The sequence below is a fragment of the Yoonia sp. MH D7 genome, from assembly GCF_054439475.1.
The window spans coordinates 1,546,009-1,564,257 of record NZ_JBTJCF010000001.1 but is presented as its reverse complement, the minus strand read 5'-3'; the positions used below and the strand labels follow the sequence as shown (position 1 = coordinate 1,564,257).

The 18,249-nt window shown below is 54.5% G+C and carries 18 protein-coding genes; 10 read left to right on the top strand and 8 right to left on the bottom strand.

Annotated elements, in window-relative coordinates:
- Positions 1–79: 79 nt before the first annotated feature.
- The 8 genes from ACXLHR_RS07670 to ACXLHR_RS07635 all read left to right on the top strand — a co-directional run bounded on the left by ACXLHR_RS07670 (position 80) and on the right by ACXLHR_RS07635 (position 8,662).
- Positions 80–1,387, top strand: coding sequence for a sugar ABC transporter permease (locus ACXLHR_RS07670; RefSeq protein ID WP_458790888.1), 1,308 nt, complete (start codon positions 80–82; stop codon positions 1,385–1,387).
- A gap of 9 nt (positions 1,388–1,396) precedes the next feature.
- Positions 1,397–2,155, top strand: coding sequence for an ATP-binding cassette domain-containing protein (locus ACXLHR_RS07665; RefSeq protein ID WP_458790887.1), 759 nt, complete (start codon positions 1,397–1,399; stop codon positions 2,153–2,155).
- Positions 2,155–3,594 carry a xylulokinase gene (gene xylB / locus ACXLHR_RS07660; RefSeq protein ID WP_458790886.1) on the top strand — a complete coding sequence of 480 codons (1,440 nt, stop codon included), beginning with the start codon at positions 2,155–2,157 and terminating at the stop codon, positions 3,592–3,594. The genes ACXLHR_RS07665 and xylB overlap by 1 nt, the downstream gene beginning before the upstream one ends.
- On the top strand, positions 3,591–4,892 hold the full coding sequence (gene xylA / locus ACXLHR_RS07655; RefSeq protein ID WP_458790885.1) for a xylose isomerase: 1,302 nt from the start codon (positions 3,591–3,593) through the stop codon (positions 4,890–4,892). Before xylB ends, xylA begins: the two co-directional genes overlap by 4 nt.
- Before the next feature lie 45 nt (positions 4,893–4,937).
- Complete coding sequence (locus ACXLHR_RS07650; RefSeq protein WP_458790884.1) at positions 4,938–5,888, top strand: hypothetical protein; 951 nt, start codon at positions 4,938–4,940, stop codon at positions 5,886–5,888.
- Entirely contained in the window at positions 5,867–7,093 is a 1,227-nt protein-coding gene (locus tag ACXLHR_RS07645) for a hypothetical protein (protein ID WP_458790883.1), read from the top strand. The genes ACXLHR_RS07650 and ACXLHR_RS07645 overlap by 22 nt, the downstream gene beginning before the upstream one ends.
- Complete coding sequence (locus ACXLHR_RS07640; protein ID WP_458790882.1) at positions 7,083–8,063, top strand: hypothetical protein; 981 nt, start codon at positions 7,083–7,085, stop codon at positions 8,061–8,063. The genes ACXLHR_RS07645 and ACXLHR_RS07640 overlap by 11 nt, the downstream gene beginning before the upstream one ends.
- 248 nt (positions 8,064–8,311) lie before the next feature.
- A complete protein-coding gene (locus tag ACXLHR_RS07635) occupies positions 8,312–8,662 on the top strand; it encodes a DUF6614 family protein (RefSeq protein ID WP_458790881.1) in 351 nt (116 codons plus the stop codon).
- 80 nt (positions 8,663–8,742) lie between these two features.
- On the opposite strand, the gene ACXLHR_RS07630 is transcribed toward ACXLHR_RS07635, so the two are convergent.
- The 4 genes from ACXLHR_RS07630 to ACXLHR_RS07615 form a co-directional block, all read right to left on the bottom strand.
- Positions 8,743–9,246 carry a flavin reductase family protein gene (locus ACXLHR_RS07630; RefSeq protein ID WP_458792502.1) on the bottom strand — a complete coding sequence of 168 codons (504 nt, stop codon included), beginning with the start codon at positions 9,244–9,246 and terminating at the stop codon, positions 8,743–8,745.
- Between the two features lie 700 nt (positions 9,247–9,946).
- Complete coding sequence (locus ACXLHR_RS07625; RefSeq protein ID WP_458790880.1) at positions 9,947–11,068, bottom strand: ABC transporter permease; 1,122 nt, start codon at positions 11,066–11,068, stop codon at positions 9,947–9,949.
- Positions 11,065–12,279 (bottom strand): ABC transporter permease, encoded by a 1,215-nt coding sequence (locus ACXLHR_RS07620; RefSeq protein WP_458790879.1) that lies wholly within the window; start codon positions 12,277–12,279, stop codon positions 11,065–11,067. Before ACXLHR_RS07620 ends, ACXLHR_RS07625 begins: the two co-directional genes overlap by 4 nt.
- Positions 12,280–12,283: 4 nt before the next feature.
- Positions 12,284–13,282, bottom strand: coding sequence for an HlyD family secretion protein (locus tag ACXLHR_RS07615; RefSeq protein ID WP_458790878.1), 999 nt, complete (start codon positions 13,280–13,282; stop codon positions 12,284–12,286).
- A 179-nt stretch (positions 13,283–13,461) separates the two neighbouring features.
- Between ACXLHR_RS07615 and ACXLHR_RS07610 the strand changes: the two genes are divergently transcribed.
- Positions 13,462–14,124 carry a TetR/AcrR family transcriptional regulator gene (locus ACXLHR_RS07610; protein WP_458790877.1) on the top strand — a complete coding sequence of 221 codons (663 nt, stop codon included), beginning with the start codon at positions 13,462–13,464 and terminating at the stop codon, positions 14,122–14,124.
- A 40-nt stretch (positions 14,125–14,164) separates the two neighbouring features.
- Here the strand turns inward: ACXLHR_RS07610 and ACXLHR_RS07605 are convergent, their stop codons facing one another.
- The 3 genes from ACXLHR_RS07605 to ACXLHR_RS07595 all read right to left on the bottom strand — a co-directional run bounded on the left by ACXLHR_RS07605 (position 14,165) and on the right by ACXLHR_RS07595 (position 16,212).
- The gene (locus tag ACXLHR_RS07605) at positions 14,165–14,356 is read right to left on the bottom strand and encodes a hypothetical protein (RefSeq protein ID WP_458790876.1); all 192 of its coding nucleotides are present in this window, start codon (positions 14,354–14,356) and stop codon (positions 14,165–14,167) included.
- A gap of 399 nt (positions 14,357–14,755) precedes the next feature.
- Complete coding sequence (locus ACXLHR_RS07600) at positions 14,756–15,394, bottom strand: glutathione S-transferase family protein (RefSeq protein ID WP_458790875.1); 639 nt, start codon at positions 15,392–15,394, stop codon at positions 14,756–14,758.
- 194 nt (positions 15,395–15,588) lie between these two features.
- Entirely contained in the window at positions 15,589–16,212 is a 624-nt protein-coding gene (locus tag ACXLHR_RS07595) for an HD domain-containing protein (protein ID WP_458790874.1), read from the bottom strand.
- A gap of 264 nt (positions 16,213–16,476) precedes the next feature.
- Here ACXLHR_RS07595 and ACXLHR_RS07590 point away from each other — a divergent pair, with 264 nt between their 5' ends.
- Positions 16,477–17,691: an MFS transporter gene (locus tag ACXLHR_RS07590; RefSeq protein ID WP_458790873.1), complete on the top strand. Its 1,215-nt coding sequence runs from the start codon at positions 16,477–16,479 to the stop codon at positions 17,689–17,691.
- On the opposite strand, the gene ACXLHR_RS07585 is transcribed toward ACXLHR_RS07590, so the two are convergent.
- On the bottom strand, positions 17,684–18,160 hold the full coding sequence (locus ACXLHR_RS07585) for a CIA30 family protein (protein WP_458790872.1): 477 nt from the start codon (positions 18,158–18,160) through the stop codon (positions 17,684–17,686). The genes ACXLHR_RS07590 and ACXLHR_RS07585 overlap by 8 nt on opposite strands.
- Between the last annotated feature and the right edge of the window lie 89 nt (positions 18,161–18,249).

Genomic DNA, 18,249 nt, shown 5'->3' with positions numbered 1-18,249 from the left:
ATCCGATCGCCTCTTGGTCGACATGCCCGTCGAGGCTCGCCATTGGTGTTTTCTTGACCCTGCCACATGGGATGGACAGATGACAAAATCGACCAACCAAAGCCCCTCGACCAATCCGCTAACGCGGTTCTTGCGGGCGACCGAAATAGACACCCGCTTGCTGGGCATGGTAGGGGCGCTGTTGTTCATCTGGATCGGGTTTCACTTGTCCGGTTATTTGAAAAACGGCAGTTCCGCGTTTTTGACGCCGCGCAACCTGTGGAACCTCTCGGTGCAAACTGCGTCGATTGGCATCATGGCCACGGGCATGGTGCTGGTCATTATAACCCGTCATATCGATCTTTCCGTGGGCTCGGTTTTGGGGTTCTGCGCAATTGTAATGGGTGTGATTCAGGTCAATATCCTGCCGCAATATCTGGGGCTCGGACATCCGCTGATATGGATTATTGCGGTGCTGAGCGGCATCGTAATGGGCGCTTTGGTCGGGGCATTTCACGGCTGGCTGATTGCTTATCTTTCGATCCCTGCATTTATCGTGACGCTTGGCGGCTTGCTGGTCTGGCGCGGCGTCGGCTATCTGGTCGCCCGTGGCGAAACAATTTCCCCCGTTGACGCGACATTTGCGCTGCTTGGCGGTGGTCCTTACGGCGCGGTCGGCAGCACCGGTAGCTGGATAGTCGGACTGATCTCCTGTGCCGCGATTCTGTGGATACTGATCTCCGCGCGCAAACGGCGGGGGGATCATGACTTTGCGCAGCGACCAATCTGGGCTGATGCTGTTCTGGCGGCTTTGGGCTGCGGCATGGTCATCGGCGCGGTGCTGCTGGTTAACGCCTATACATGGCCCAAAGGCATCGTCTCACAATATGCAGCGGCCAATAACATCGTGGTGCCAGAGGGTGGTCTGAATATTTCTTACGGGTTTGCGATTCCTGTTCTGATCATGATCGCAGTAGGGATCGCGATGACGATCCTGATGACCCGCACCCGGTTCGGCCGTTACGTTTTTGCTATCGGGGGCAACCCTGAGGCTGCTGCATTGGCGGGCATCAACACCCGTTGGATGACAGTCAAAATCTTTGCACTGATGGGCATGCTGGCGGGTCTCTCTGCTGTTGTCGCCTCCGCCCGCCTCGGCTCTGCGACCAACGCGATTGGCACGCTTGACGAGCTCTATGTCATCGCCGCAGCCGTGATCGGCGGCACGTCTTTAGCGGGCGGCGTTGGTACAATCTACGGCGCAATACTGGGCGCATTTGTCATGCAATCCTTGCAGACAGGCATGGTTTTAATCGGTTTTGATAGCGCCATGCAGCAGATTGTGGTGGGATCGGTGCTGGTCTTTGCTGTCTTTGTCGACAACCGTTATCGTAGCAAATCGAAGTAAGGAAACGCGATGAGCCAGACACAAACACCCCTCGTGGATATCCGCGACCTGTCCATTTCATTCGGCGGTATCAAGGCCGTGGATCGCGTGAGCCTTGATCTGTATCCCGGTGAAGTTGTTGGACTTTTGGGCCATAACGGGGCTGGAAAATCCACATTGGTCAAAATGTTGTCAGGTGCATACCAACGCGATAGCGGCGAGATCTGGATCGACGGTAAAAAGGCCGATATCCGCACGCCACGCGACAGCCGCGACCATAATATCGAGACAATTTACCAGAGCCTTGCACTTGCTGATAACCTCGATGCCGCCTCAAATCTGTTTTTGGGACGCGAGTTAACGAGCAAACTGGGCTTTGTGGATGATGGACGCATGGAGGCCGAAACCCGCAAGATTATGGCGCGTTTGAACCCAAACTTCAAAAAACTCAAAGAACCGGTTTCGGCGCTCTCGGGTGGCCAGCGCCAGTCGGTCGCCATCGCCCGTGCGGTCTATTTTAAGGCTAAAATACTGATCATGGACGAGCCAACCGCCGCACTTGGGGTGCATGAGACCCAGATGGTCGCGGACCTGATCAAAGAATTAAAAACTCAAGGTTTGGGCATCTTTTTGATCAGTCACGACACCCGCGAAATGATGGAACTGTGTGACCGCGTGGCTGTGATGAAAAACGGCCAATTGATCGGGGTCGAGCGGGTTGAAGACGTGACTGAAGATGACATTCTGTCGATGATTATCATGGGCAAAAACCCCACGAAGGTGGCTTGATGTATATCGGATTAGACCTCGGAACATCTGGGCTCAAGGCTGTTCTAATTGATGACACACAGGCGATTCTAGCCGAGGCCACCAGCCCGCTCAAGGCGAACCGGCCGCAGACAGGCTGGTCAGAGCAGGCGCCTGCCGCATGGCTTGATGCCGTTGACACCGCGATGCAGGCCCTGACAGCGCAGGTCTCCTTGGACGCCGTTCGCGGTATCGGTCTTTCGGGACAAATGCACGGCGCAACCCTCATTGACACGCAGGGCGAGATTTTGCGCCCCTGCATGTTGTGGAACGACACCCGCGCCCACGCCGAGGCCGCCAATATGGACGCCGATCCCGCGTTTCGCGCTGTCACCGGCAATATCGTGTTCCCCGGGTTCACCGCGCCAAAAATCGCGTGGTTAGCCAAGCATGAGCCGCAGGTTTTTGACCGCATCGCCAAGGTGCTTCTGCCCAAAGATTACCTGCGGTTCTGGCTGACAGGCGAGACTGTCAGTGACATGTCAGATTCCGCGGGCACGGCGTGGCTCGATGTTGCCGCCCGCGATTGGTCCGATGATTTGCTCGCCAAAACCGGTTTGACCCGCGACCAGATGCCAAAGCTTGTGGAAGGCTCCGAGGTCTCGGGCATCCTCAGTGACAAGCTCGCAAACTGCTGGGGACTGCCGCGCGGTGTTGTGGTGGCTGGCGGCGGCGGCGACAATGCGGCAAGCGCTGTTGGCGTCGGTGTCGTTAAGGCGGGCGACGCCTTTGTCTCGCTTGGCACCTCTGGCGTTTTATTTGCCGCTTCGGACGCCTACCAACCTGATGCAGCCAGTGCTGTGCATACGTTTTGTCACGCTTTGCCAAAGACTTGGCACCAAATGGGTGTTATTTTAGCTGCCGCCGATGCGCTGAATTGGTATGCAGATCGCGTCGGTCATAATGCATCTGCGCTGACAAGTGTTTTGGGTGATTTGCAAGCCCCAAGCCGCGCATTATTCCTGCCTTACCTTGGGGGCGAACGCACACCGCATAACGACGCACAGGTGCGCGGCGCGTTTCTGCATCTAGATCACAGCGATGACACCAACGCCCTGACACGCGCCGTGCTAGAGGGCGTAACCCATGCCTTCGTGGACAATTTCCAGGCCCTGAAATCAACTGGCACACAGATCAACCGCCTGATTGGCGTCGGCGGTGGCACTAAATCCGACTACTGGGTCAAAGCGATTGCAACCGCCCTCGACATGCCTGTTGAATTGCCCGTCGCGGGTGATTTTGGCGGCGCATTTGGCGCGGCGCGGCTTGGCCTGATGGCTGCCAACGGGGCAGGGGCCGAGATCGCGACACCACCAAAAATCGCGCGCGTCGTTGAGCCGGACACTACACTCACCAGCGCGTTTCAACACGCTCACGCTAGATACCGCGCAAGCTACGCAGCACTCAAGGACTTAACATGACCGACTTTTTCAGAGGCATCCCGAAGGTCTCATTCGAGGGACCTGATGCCGACACCGACTTCGCCTTCCGCCACTACAACCCAGATGAAGTGGTGATGGGCAAAACGATGAAAAACCACCTGCGCTTTGCTGCGGCCTACTGGCACTCATTCGCATGGCCCGGCGGTGATCCGTTTGGGGGACAAACGTTCGAGCGCCCTTGGTTCGGTGACACGATGGATCACGCTAGGATGAAAGCCGATGTCGCCTTCGAGATGTTTCAAATCCTCGGTGTGCCATACTACTGCTTCCATGACGCCGACGTGCGTCCCGAAGGCGTCGATTTCGCGGAGAATACCCGCAACTTGGAAGAGATCGTTGATTATTTGGCTGAAAAACAGGCCGAATCTGGTGTTAAATTGCTCTGGGGCACAGCCAACCTGTTTTCTCATAGCCGCTATATGTCAGGAGCCGCGACCAATCCGGACCCCGATGTTTTCGCATTCTCGGCCGCGACTATCAAAACCTGCATGGACGCCACAATGAAGCTCGGTGGCGAAAACTATGTGCTATGGGGCGGGCGCGAAGGTTATGAGACCCTGCTGAACACCGACATGGGCCGCGAACGTAAACAGGCGGGCGCGATGCTGCAAATGGCCGTCGACTATAAACACAAGACAGGCTTCAAAGGTGCGATCCTGATCGAGCCCAAACCGCAGGAACCCACAAAACACCAATACGATTACGACGTTGCCACCGTTTACGGCTTCCTCAAAGACTTCGGGCTTGAGGGTGAAGTGCAGGTGAACATCGAGCAGGGCCATGCAATCTTGGCAGGCCATTCGTTTGAGCACGAGTTGGCCCTTGCCCGAGAACTTGGCATTTTCGGCTCCATCGACATGAACCGCAACGACTACCAATCCGGCTGGGATACCGATCAATTCCCCAATAACGTTCCAGAAATGGCGCTGGCATATTACGAGGTGCTGCGCGCTGGCGGTTTCAAAACAGGTGGCACAAATTTTGACGCCAAATTGCGCCGCCAATCGCTCGACGCCGAGGACCTGATCCTCGCCCATGTCGGCGGCATGGACGCCTGTGCGGCAGGCCTGAAAGCGGCGGCCGCGATGCTGAAAGACGGCAAGCTGGAAACGGCGCGCAACGACCGTTACGCAGGCTGGGACACTGACGCGGGCAAGGCGCTTCTTACCTCCGACCTCGACAGTATCACTGCCAAAGTCATGGCTGAAAACACCAACCCTAAACCACGCTCTGGCCGTCAAGAACGCTTGGAGAATTTGGTAAACCGCTACTTGTGAACTCCGCGTGGGCTGCATACCTTCCGCCAAAAGGGAGCAGCCCGTGTGATCACCGCATTACTCAAATCTTTCGGCAGGCAATATCTGGACGTGACCATCCGCTCGGGCAACCTGCGCGTTCGGATTATCGAACGCCCCGCACTCTGGATGGACGACGCTGCACTTGCCACTTTACAAGGCGAGCTACGGCTTATCGCAAGCAAAACCCTGCCTGCAGGCGATCTCACCTACGGCGTTTTTGCCCCCGATGGCGAACGCTTGCGCGAGACCGTGATCACCTTGGTCACCGACGCTGCCGACACCCCGATTGCCTTTAACGCGCTGGCAATCATGCTGGTCGATGTGGCGCCGCAGCCCGTGCAGGTTCTGCATCTGGGCTTGGTCATGGTCGACCCTGCCGTGCAAAAACAAAACCTGTCATGGGTGCTTTACGGGCTGACCTGTTTTCTCATCTTCTCGCGCCGCCAACTGCGCCCGATCTGGATTTCAAACGTGACCCAAGTGCCTGCGGTCGTCGGTATGGTCGACCAGATGTTTTCAGACGTCTGGCCCGCCCCGCGCGCAGGGCCGCGAAGGCTCTCGCATCTGATGCTTGCACGCGCCATCATGACCAATCAGCGCGATGTTTTCGGAGTTGGCAACGAAGCCACATTTGACGAAGCTAAGTTCGTAATCTCAAACGCTTACACGGGCGGATCAGACGCGTTGAAGAAAACCTGGGACACCGCCCCCAAGCACCGCGACACCGCTTATAACACCTATTGTGCCGAGATTCTGAACTATGGACGCGGCGACGATGTGCTGCAACTTGGCCTCATGGATATCGGCGCAATGCGGCGTTATCTGGCCCGCGCCGTGCCACGCTCTGCGGTCCTATCCTTGCTTGTTGCGGGCGGTATCGTCGCGTTGCGCCGCATCGTATTGCCGGTCCTGCATTGGGCTGATGCAGGGCAGACCTGGCGCGATCTACGGCCATGGAACGGGGCAGGGCGATGATCGCCTCGGCCAACATTCTGACCGACCTTTACCTATCACTCGCAGGTATCATCGGGCTTGCAATCTTACACTGGCAATTCGCCGGAAACGCAGCCACCACCCTCCTAACCGCGCGGTTCATCTTTGTGCTGCGCGTCGGCATGATGCTGTTTGCGGGGCGAGCCTTGGTGGTGCTGACAGGGGGCATGTGGTTCCGCTTTGTGGTCATTCTGGCTGCTGCGCTGATTCCGTTGGCAACACTCTTACTCACCGAAAGCATGCTGCGCCGCCATGCACCAAAGTGGGTGAAAATCTACGTTGGGTTAGGCGCAATCCTCTTTGGTATCAGCGCATTCTGGCTTGGTAACGCCCTTGATCCCGCGCGGCTCTACGGCTTGCTGCTCTACCAGCTCGGTGGATTTGCAATCGCGGGTTGGCTTATCGCAACCCGCGACCGCAACAGTCTGTCGGCGGGCGAAAACCGTACCGCACATCGCCTCGGCTTGGCCCTCCTGTTTTTAGTCCCGCTTGGCGCATCAGATTTTCTGCTAGTTGCACTCCATTTACCTGTGCAAGTCTCGGCCATCGGCGTCTTGATGATGTGCTGGCTGGCACTGGGTTTGGGGCGCGTGCAGGACGGTCATCGGCACAGCGTCTTTGCGCTTTTATCAGTGGTTTTTGCGGCGCTTCTTTGCGGCGGAATGGTCACGCTGATTGGCGGGTTTGGGCGGCAAGGCGGCATCTTGATCGTCGCGCTTATTTTGGCGACACTGCTGGTACTGGCGATTACGGCAAGCGCCCGTGACAGACGAGATGCAGCAGGGCAGGCGTCGATCCTAGCCTATCTGGCACGGCCCTATCAGGGCGATGTGCTCGGGTTCCTGCAAGGTCTGTCGGATCATCCTTTGATGAATAAAGCGGCGGTGATCACCCCCTCCGAGCTTGATGGACTAATCCCCGATGTCTTGACCCGCATTTTCACTGCCGCTCCCGTCCTGCGCCGCGATCAGCGCCCCGCACTAGGCCACGTCGCCGAGGATCACATGGCGCATCTGTTCGAACGGTTTGACGCCACGCATCTGCTTGATCTGGGCACAAAGCCGCGTCAGATAGTTGCGATCTCTGTGCCAGCATTTCTAGGATCAAACGTTGCCCATTGCGAGCTTGGTGCAGTGCAACGAATGGCCGCGTTAATCGCAGACAAGGGTGCCTTGAATGTTAACTGATGCACAGTTTGAAACCATTGTGGCACAGGCGCGCCTTGCTCCGTCGATCCATAATGCGCAGCCCGCACGTTGGCGACGCACCTCCCAAACGATTGAAATCGCAGCAGATCGTAGCGTGATCCTGCGACAAGCGGACCCTTCCGGCGCACATATCGGCCTGTCTTGCGGGGCGGCAGTAGAGGCCACAGTGCTCGCGCTATCCGCACTTGGGGTCGCGTGTGACGTCAACGATCTTTGGCCAAACGAGGATCTGCATAGCTGGTCAGGGGACCGTATGGCGGCGCGTTTGACGCTGCGATATGGCTCAAAAACTGACCCGTTACAGGCACTTTTGGACGCGCGCTTCACATGGCGCGGGCCATTTTCAAATGAATATTTGCGACTGTTTGGCTGGTCGCGCAGCGATACGTTTTTTATCCTCGACGTATCAACACGTAGCTGGATTGCAGGGCTGAATGACATGGCATCGCTTGGTATTCTGCGCAGCAAACCGTTCCGGCGGGAATTGCTCAGCTGGATGCGCCTGCATCCATCTCATCCGCGATATAAAGTTGACGGTTTGAGCCTTGATGCCTTGCAAATCGACGAAAGGCTGGCGCGCAAAGTGGCGACCGGTTTTGGCCCGATGTGGCCGCTGTTGGACCTACTTGGCAAGACCGCAGCAATGACCGCCGAAGCAGATGTGACGATGACCGCGCCATTGATTGCTTGTTTCCACCGCCCCGCCGACGAAAGCCCTGTTCAATCCGGTCAAGCGTATCTGCGGCTGTGCCTGGAGGCCGCGCAATTGGGCTTGGCCGGCTGGCCAATGGCTGCGTTGACCGACGACGCGGCTGCCCGCGCACAGGTTACGGCTCAAATGGCGATTGGCCCTGATCGCAAACTCGTCCAAGTTTTGCGTTTTGGCGTGCCGACAGGACCGCAATCCTCACGCGCGCGTCACGACGTTAGGTCTCTCATTGTCGCTTAGTCTGCTATAAAACTATAACCCTTTCCCAATTTTACGGCCCTGAAAATTAGACGAAACGACTTCGTATATCTGACCTCTATCGTGCACGCGTAAACAAATGATGTATGCCCCACCGCGAAATTTCCGCGCCACAACTCTACAGGCAATGGCCGCGACAGTCATGATTGAAGCCCGTTAGTTTTTTTCTGCCGGTAACCAAATCGTAGCATTCGTCTGAAACACTGGCTGTATGAATTTGGAGCGCGTGTATGAACTTATATCATTGTGGCATTGACCTGCGGGACGATGCAAAAGCAGTTGCCTTTTCTGTCGCGATCGAGGCATGGATGGGACTATTGCAGTCGCACGGCGTGATCGTGTCGTGGCGTTTGTGTCGGCGCAAACTGGGCTTTGGTGCGCCAAAAGCGCGCGACTTTCTCTTAGAAATCGAGCTGGAAAATTTGAGCCAATTGGACCGTGCTTTTCGGTTTACGGGATCAAAAGATGAAGATGTAGAGCGGCTGTACGGTAATGTTCATTGTATGGTGGGTGATTTTGATGTCGCGCTCTATCGGCGGTTCCCTGATGCGGAACGCGCGGAAAGGATGGCGTTTATTTAGGTGTTGCGAGTATGAAAATAAACGCCATTTCTGACGGGCCTTGGTCTGACGGGCGTTGACGAGAAAACACGCGAGCCAATTCAACCTGCACTGAACGCGCCGTATTTGCCGCCATGAAACACCAGCGGGTCGCCGCCTTGGTGGTGGGCTCTGGTTACGCGACCCAGAATGATTGCATGATCGCCTGCGTCGTAAGTAGCCTCCAAGTTGCACTCGAATGTCGCAAGCGCGCCTTCGATGATTGGCATGCCGCAATGCGATAGGTGCATTGGCACGTTCTTGATCGCCGTTTTGGACCTAACAATGGCCGCACAAATGTCACGTTGATCCGCGCTTAGCACATGCACAGCAAACCTGCGTGCGCCATGGAAGTATTCGAACCTTTTTGAGCTTTTTGCCGGCGACCACAGCACCAGAGGCGGATCAAGCGAGACGCTGGCAAAGCTGTTGGCAACAATCGCCACGGGTCCGTCGGGGCTGTCGGTGGTGACAACCGTGACGCCGGTGACAAACGTGCCTAGCGCATCGCGGAATTCTTGGGCGTCAGTGGATGGGTCAAATGTCTGAAGGGTGCCTGCGTCCATCATGGTATTTCGTCTCCCAAGGTGTTTATATAAATTCCGAACCACGTCACGCGGTCACGTTGATATACAGAGCGTCGCTAAGTTTGCCTACCCGGTCAAGTTTATTGCTGAGGACGACGGTAATGAAATTCGCGCGCTGCGCCCTGAAGTTTCGCGGATCCACTTTTGTTCACACCACTCGTAGGTCAGTTTTCGCGCAAAAACTGGACACTTGAAGCAAATTGACGAACATCCCCGTAACGCCTGTTTATAGGTGGTAGAGTGACGTAAAGTTTTTGTGCTGACATCAAATGGAGCGCATATCTCTCCGCTGCATTAATGATGACTGGTGGCGTAAAAGTCTGATTTCCTTTAATTTATTGCGCCGCTTGTTGCGTATTGAATGTCATTGAAGCTATTTTCAAAAATCATTTGGCACGCCCACCTCTTCAGATAATTTGTTAAATCAAGAGGGAAACCTAATGCGCCTAAAAACCTGACATGATGCGTTTGGCTTGGAAGTGAGTGTGGATAACTTCTCATTACTTTTGAGAAGTTTTGCTGGCAGCGATGCAGTATGCGAGATCAAATATTCTAAGCGTTCTCGGAGGTGCAGATTGCACCTGTCCCGCTTTCGTGCGGCCCTCGGCGCTCGTGTAATTTTGAAAAGCGCGCAGCCGTTTCGACTTTTTCTCTCATCTTATATTTTGATAATTAGATGCTACCGCCGATTGTGGGGCAGTCGCGAAAGGGCGACCGCCAATGTCGAATAGACGACAATGAGAACTATCTGCGTTTTAATTGCACTTGCCACATCCCCAGCCGAAGCGCCCATTTGATCGACCGCGACAAATGCGGAAATGGCCGTCGAGGATGGAACAAGCTGCGAGATAGTCCGCAGATGGTCAGGTATCATTTCAACTGGCCACGAGATGCCCGAAAGAAAAAACATTGGCATCCCGATCACCACGAGTAAAAACACGACCCCTTCGCGCCAAGGAATGGCCATCGCGATAGCAAATCCCATTGCAATGCAAGCAAAGATAAATGGCACAGAGATCAACAGCAGCGTCGCAAGGTCGCCGGTACGCGGAATACTGTAGAGATAGGGGATCAACATCTGGGTGAATGCTACCCAGACCATATACAGGGCAAAGTAGGCAGTAATTGTGGCCCACAAACGTGCGCCAGTTGGTGGCCTGCGCCCCGCATGAAGTAGTCCGATCCCCATGACTAACGTCTGTTGCAAGATCAGGACAAAAGCCGCTGGAATCACATAGCTGGCATAGCCGCCCTGTGGATTGAAAACAGCCACATTGGTTACAGCGATAGGAGACAGCATCGTGCGTGCCACGCCATCATCGACGCCTAGTGCGGTGAGGCGCGCATAATTGACCTGCGCGCCCATTGTCCCTGCAACCGTGGCGACGGCCCGCATTACATTAGAGTAGATCAACAGATAGCTACCGTCACTATAGGCGGCAATTGGCGCGGGTCGACTGGCAAGGATGTCAGCCTCAAAGCCTGCTGGAATAACAAAGATCCCATAAACATCGCGCCGGTAAAAGGCATCCCGCGCGGTTTCCATATCCGGCGCGGACATGGTTACATCGACCAAATCTGTCACGTCAATTTCACGCACGAGGGTCCGACTGGCGGTCGAGTTGTCTTGATCGATCACCGCCACAGGAACATCGCGCAACACCTCACCTACATAAGGTTGTGGATAAAGAACGCTGTAAATCAGAATGCCAACAATCATCGTAGACTTTGCACTGTCGTCGGCAAAAAGCGTCCGAATGACCCCGAATACCTCGGCAAGGAAGTGGCGCAGCTTGTTCATGACTTACTCTCTCGAGCCTCGGCGGTAGCGTTTTTAGAAACCGGTATTTGGGCCATTTTCTTGCGCGTCACAATCCACAACAGGGTTGAGAAAACCAAAAGTTGGGCGAAAAGCCACCCCATCGCCGGCAGCGAATACTCTAAGGGCGCGCCACGCAGGGTCTGATCTGTTCGCAATTGCAGGTAGGGGGTCAGCGGTATGATCGCACCCCAAATCTGCGAAAAGAGCGTCATTCCGAAGCGGGGAAAACTAACGCCGGCAAACCCGAAAGACGGTGCCACGATGAGCCCCATCATCCCAAGGGCACCCGTGGTCTCCTTGGCAATCAGCGCAATAAGCGCCCCCATAGCCTGACAAGTGAGGATGAAAATGAAACCATTGAAGAAAAACACAAAGACGTTGCCACGAAAACTGGCGTCAAAGACGTTAAACAAAAGCACATCGCCAATCATCAAAACGAACGTGCCCACAAAGGTGTAGGGAAGCAGTTTTCCCAATATTGCGCGTGTTGGCGTTAGTGCAATACGCTGTAGGCGCGGCATGCCGTTAGGGGAATGGTGCTCGCGAGAAAACGAAAGAACCGCAGTGGCACAGATGAAAATCTGCAAGACGGTCGGCATGACTGCCGAAAGCAGAAACTGGATGTAATCAAGTGAGGGATTGAACAGCGGGCTTTGCTGTACGGGGATTGGCGTGATCAAATCCAGCGCGCGATCGGATCCGACTCCTTGGGCCTCAAGCAGACGCAATGACACACCCGCGGAAAAGGTCGAAACTGTAGCACTTAAGCTGCGCCCGACAATGCCGCCTGCTGTCAAAAACTGGCTGTTGGAAAATATCACAACCTCGGGCCTTTGCCCCAACAAGATATCATGTTCCAGACCGGCTGGGATCATTAAAACTGCATAGGCACGCTGTGCCACAAGCGCATGTCGCGCCTCGCTCAGAGATGTAAGATGCTCGACAATCTCAACATCAGCTGCCGCGTCTGCCATTCGCACGATCTGATGCGACATCGTTGACCCATCCAAATCAACGACAGCCACCGGAAGGTCGCGCGGCAAGCCTGGCGCAAAAATCACAGCCAGCATAAGAAACAGGATCAGTGGCAGCGGAACCAGCATGAACGCAAGGGCAGGCCGTGTCGCGATCTGGCGCAACTCGCGACGCCAAATCCGTCGAAAACCGGGGGGAAGATGCGTGGGGTTCACCGGATCATTGACCGTTGCGGACTGTGGCAGGCCAATCCACCAAAACGCTCATCCCGGGACGCAATCCCACAACTGCCGCAACAGGATCTGCACGCACAGAAAACGTCCGCAAATCAAAGTCACCGGTCGCTTTGGTTGCGCGCCAGTTGGCATAGCTGCCTTGGACATTAATTGATGAAATCGTTGCATCAATCAGGTCGGCATCATCGCCCAAAGCAGGAATACGTACTTTCAAAGACTGGCCAACCTCCAGTCCCTCCAAAAGGTCCTCTCGCAGGTTGAACGTAAACCACGCGTGATCCACATCCACGATGGAAATCAGCGGTGCCCCCGCACTAAACAGCTTACCCAATTCAGCAGTTCGCGCCGTCACCTCACCGTCGATGGGGGATGTCACGATCATCTCATCCACGCTGGCTGTCGTCTGCAAAACGGATGCTTCAGCCTGCCTTACTTGGGCATCAGCCACGGCCTTTTGTTCAGGGCTCGCGCCGTTGCGTGCCTGATCAAGGCTGGCCTGCGCTGCAGCTTGGGCTTGAATTGCAGCAGCAAGATTGTTGACCGCCTGATCTAGCGATGCCTGCGACACAACCGAGTCGCCTTGCAGCTGGCTTGCGCGGTCAAAGTTGCTCTGCGCTAGCGTAACGCTGGAACGCGCGGATTCAAACTGGGCTTCAGCAGCGGCAATCGTTTCCGGGCGGGTCGAGTAGGTAAGGTCGCGGTTGGCCTGCGCAACTTCCAGCGCGGCGCGCGCGGCGGCAAGTTGAGCATCCAGTATTGCGCTTTCCATCCGAACAACGACATCTTCTGCAACGACTCTGTCCCCGACAGTGACGGGCATTTCAGAAATACGCGCTGAAATCATTGCCGACAAATCAATGCGTGTCGCTTCGATTTCGCCTTGCACAAGGTAGGTCGCGGGTTGGCTCAATGTCCAAACCAGATATCCTGCCGCCGCAGCAACGGCGATGACTGAGACGGTCAAGGTTTTGTTCAGTTTCATCGGGAATCCTTGGCATGAAATTTATTTGGAAAATTACGGTTTTCTAAAATTATTGACTGCACAATGTCAATTACGAAATCTGCCATTCAAGAATTCGTGATGTGCAGATGAATAGGCCGATGCGCTTCGCTCTTGATTTATGAAAATTTCCGTTTTTATAAAGCGAGAGAGGAGCGGCAATGACAGAACATGAAACGGTGAAAGTAAAGCGGCCCCGCGGTCGTCCCTCTGTGCGTACGGAGCAGGAAACGCGCGCGATCTTGATCAAGGCGGCGGCCGAAGTGTTCCTGAGCGCAGGATATGCAGGAACCAGTATCGAAGCCGTCGCTCGTAGGGCGGGCATGTCGACGAGAACGATCTATAAAACAGTTTCGAACAAGGCGAGCTTGTTTCGATTGGTCGCAGACGACGCTATAGAGACAGGCATCGCGCAGCTCGATACGCCTTCAACCGCGACAACAGTTGAGGGCGCTATCATGGCACTATCGCGCGCCTATTCTCATCTCGTTCTCGGTAACGGGGGTGTTTTAAACGCGCGCGCCGTGTTTTCAGAACAATCCCGCTTCCCGGAGTTCCGCGATAACTACCTGTCCTCGATCGACACAGTAGCCGACGCATTTGACCGCCGTTTCATCGCGCTTCTTTCTAACTGCACGCTGCCCAAGGATGTTGATCTTTACGAAGTGGCTACCCTGCTGCGCAGCATGATTAACGGCGCCCAAAGGGAAGCCGTGCTTAATCCCAAGTATGATGGCACGGTATCTGCAATATCTGCTTGGTCCGACAAGTGCACGAACTTCACCATTCAGGCGATGCAATTGTCGAAAGCGGCGAGGGGTTAGGTTTCCAACGCAAAAGATCTGGTAGCATCGAGCTTGACCACTACGCGTTCTGTAAATTCGTCCCGTCACCGATGTCGCACAAGCGCGTAACACCTTCGTGTTGACTATCGCTGAAACGCAGATCTTCAATCGCTAGAACTGTGCGCGCGCGCTTGAATGCGGCGATGATTGTGTCAATGTTAACTCGGAATACCATTGGCTTCTTCTTTGATACCGCCAGTGCAATTTTCATTGTCGGTTAATGTAGGTCGCACCACACGTTATTTCCAACCTCGTCGCCCTGATGCTTCATGTCTCTTATGAATACCCTGTAGTACGTTTGATCCAGACCTGTCCAAGGCACCAGTGTGATTTCTTACTGTCGTCGCGTTGAAAAAGCGCGAACCCGACAACGCTATGCATCGGCAGTGAATTGGGCGACGATGGTGCTTGTCTGAGAACACGGTCAGCAGCGCATACAGTTCCTCAAGGGCAGATCGACGGCATTGGCTGAGGGGGGGCGAGAACGGCTATGCGAGTTGGGTCCTTTTTGTCGTCAAGGCCACTCAGTGTCCCTGATTTGTCTCGAGGCCTACTCATTTTTCGAACTTAGGGTATGGGCCGTTCAGTCCTTATATAAATTTAACTAATACTATTTCTGTTCTGATATCCATTTTTCGTACACGAGTTGTACGCTGGGTCTTTTCATCACAGCATCAGATATTCGCTTTACGTTTCGAAACTCATGTATCGATGGCTGCCCGCGTGCGGGTTGGAGCCACGTCGTCAACATGAACAGATAGATGTCAGCAGCGCTGAAGCAATCACCAATCATCCATTTGCTGTTTCCAATCTGATCGTCAATGATCGCCCACGTCTCGCGCAATCGTCGAAGTCCACGGCGTTGCGCACTCGGTTCTGTCGCAGGCGTGTCAGCAAAGCGATCTGGGTAGTAGTCCAGCTGGAATGCATTTTGCACAGCACTTGAAAAATAGACCAGCGTCTGAAGAAACAATCCGCGCTCAGGTTCATGAACTGCCGGTGCGAGTTTCGCTTCGGGGTGTCGGTCGCACAGAAAAATCGTGATAGCAGCGCATTCGTACATTGCGTTCTCACCCCAAATAAGAACGGGTACCCAGCCGTTGGGATTTAACGCCAGATGGCTTTGTGACCGGGATTTTCCCATTTCTATGTTGGTCGGTAGGAGTTCGTAATTTGCTCCAATCTCTTCGAGAATGACCCTAACACCCAATGATGCGCTTGCTGGCGCGTAGTACAGTTTGTAGCTCATGTGGGTTTCCTCCGTATCGCATTGGCGCTTTGTACCGGATGTCTGTCGTCCGGACCAAGCCTCCCTACGAGATTGCGGTTCCAACGGCATCTTATTTGGAGAAGGCCGCCCCTATATGTCTGGTCCCGCGCTGCTGGCTCGTCTCCAGAACCTGCATGAGGTTCAGCATGCAGGGTTATATATCCGAAGCCGGACTATGTAACCGCGCGTTCAGCGGCGGTTTGAGGCACTGTCAGAGGTTGATCCGGGGCGCCCATGACCTCAGGATCGTAGGGTTTACGTGCGAACACGTCCCGCACCATCGGCGCAAAAAATGAGAGCGGTAACGTGTCATAATCTGGGTCAAAACTGGTCTGGTCCCACCGTTCACAGAATTCCGCACAGTCGTCGAAATACTTCGCACCACGATGACGTTCACGCTTGTTCTGATCGAATCCTTCCAGATGTTGCCCATAATATAGCATTTTAAAATCACCATGGGTTTCGACGCACCAACGGCATTGCTCGCGCACAAACGGCTTCAGAATAGTCGCGGCATATTCATCGTGATTGTACGGCGCAAATATATCGCCAATGTCATGCAAAAGAGTCGATACGACCCAATCGATGTCCGCCCCATCGCGCCATGCACGGGTCGCAGATTGCGCCGAATGCCCTAAGCGGGTGATTTGATATCCTGAAAGACCCTCATCAAGATGCTCAAGAGCATGCAACAATCGATCCGCAGTTCCTTTGGTATAGTCAATCTCGTGAGCCGTCAGGAATTCATATTCCTCCTTCGTGCCATCTTTCATCTGGGTAAACTTCACACGCTCCATGTTACGCCTCCAATGTGCATTTTAGTATGCGGATCAGCTATCAGAATTACTGGTGGTTCAAAAGAGCGGCGATAAGAAATTTCCGGCATTGAAACTGAAAATGGCTGCGTAAGCCCTACGTTAGCGCGATCGCATCAAATCTTACGACTCGCATACTAACGGAGAGGAATTGGAAGGGGACTGTGTCGTTCAGCAGAATAAGCCCAGCTGCAAATTGGTCCAAAGCGAAAGATGAAACGTAATATAAAAAAGTTTGGATTATGAATGAGAAATCGATTGAGCGTTCCCGCCATAGCGGCGTTTTTGGCTTCGGCTGGGATACCTTTGTATATTCATCTTCCGAGCTACGCGGCTGAGCTGGGTATTAGTCTGGGCACGATTGGATATGTGCTATTTGGTCTGCGAGCGTTGGATTTCGTGCAAGACCCGGTTTTAGGGCGCATGATCGACAAATATCCAGCCTCTCGCCCGCGCTTTGTGGCAGTTTCGTTCTTGGGGATGGGGCTCGGGTTTTTGATCGCGTTTGTGATCCAACCCGGTTTGCTTGGGTTGGTTGCCGGGTTGGTTTTAGTGTTTACCGCTTACAGTCTTGGCACCATTCTTTTCTACGGGCAGGGCGCCGCAGTTGTGGGGAACAGTGCCGAAAGCGAACACCTGCGGTTCGCAGGGCGGCGTGAAGCGGGGGCGCTGGGGGGCATTCTTGTCGCCGCTATCCTGCCAGGCCTTTTGGGGGCATATTTTGGTGTTTTACAGGGCTATGCGATTTTTGGCCTAACGCTTGTGATTGCTTCGCTGGCGGTCTGGTTGTTGAGTAAACCATTCTGGGCACCTGTGCCGATTGCCTCCCTCGCCAGCCAATCCTTGCGAGACCTCTTACAGCCCAAGATAATCCAATTGCTTTTGATCGGGCTACTGAATGCGCTACCCGTTGCCGTCACCTCAACGCTGTTCTTGTTTTTTGTCGAAGATCGGCTTCACTTACCCGACCTTTCTGGCATGTTTTTGCTGCTATTTTTTGTGACCGCAGGCATTTCCGCACCGTTTTGGTCAAAGGTGTCGGCACGTTTTGGGGCGCGTAAGGTTCTCTTATTTGCGATGAGCCTTGCGATTTTGTCTTTCATTGGTGCTTACATGCTTCCGGTTGGCGCAGCTTGGCAGTTTGGATTGATTTCTGCGGTTTCAGGGGCGGCTTTGGGCGCAGATATGGTTATTCTCCCAGCCTTGTTTTCCACCGCGCTGATGACGGCAGGTGTTGCCACTGGCATAGGGTTTGGTGTCTGGGCCTTTGCCGCCAAAATATCATTGGCCCTCGCTGCCGCGATTGTTTTGCCTGCTTTACAATACTCAGGGTTCACGCCAACTGGGGCGAACTCCGCACATGCACTTCAGTCTCTGAATTTTCTCTATGCGATATTGCCATGCGCGTTAAAGCTTTTCGCGTTAGTTTTTGTCGTGCGTTTGCCAAAGACCGCTACGTAGTCTTATAAAACCCGATGCTCGAGGCGGCGACAACTGCGCTGAATTCGTGACCAATAGCGACAATACCAATGCGGCGCAGACATGACACATCTAGCGTCGCCTCGACGCGGTGTGGCGCGAATGCAGCGAACGGAATGCGCACCGTTTGCCACGCTTCTTGCGTCTGAATATCGGTGCGAAAGGATTGCCAAGAGCGCGTTAATTGCGCAGTGCGAAGCCGCATATCGTAGGTCTCACCGTTGCCCCAGATCGTCGCCTCGATCCCATCCCATGCGCGCGCATCTGCGTCCGCACCATCAGCGTGTAGATCAAACGCCATTTGCACAAATCCGCCGTTATTCTCCAGCGACACCTCCCCACGTAAAACCGCAGCATCGCGCCCCGCAAATACCTCTTGAGTAACTGCACCCGTTGATACGCCCCCCATGACAGTGTCGGCTATAAACTCCCATTTTGGGTCAAATTGCATCATATGTGCGCCTCCGGTTTTGCGATGCCAGAGACAGAATTTCTAACATGAGTGATCCAAATAAAACTACGATCCGTAGCCACTATAAC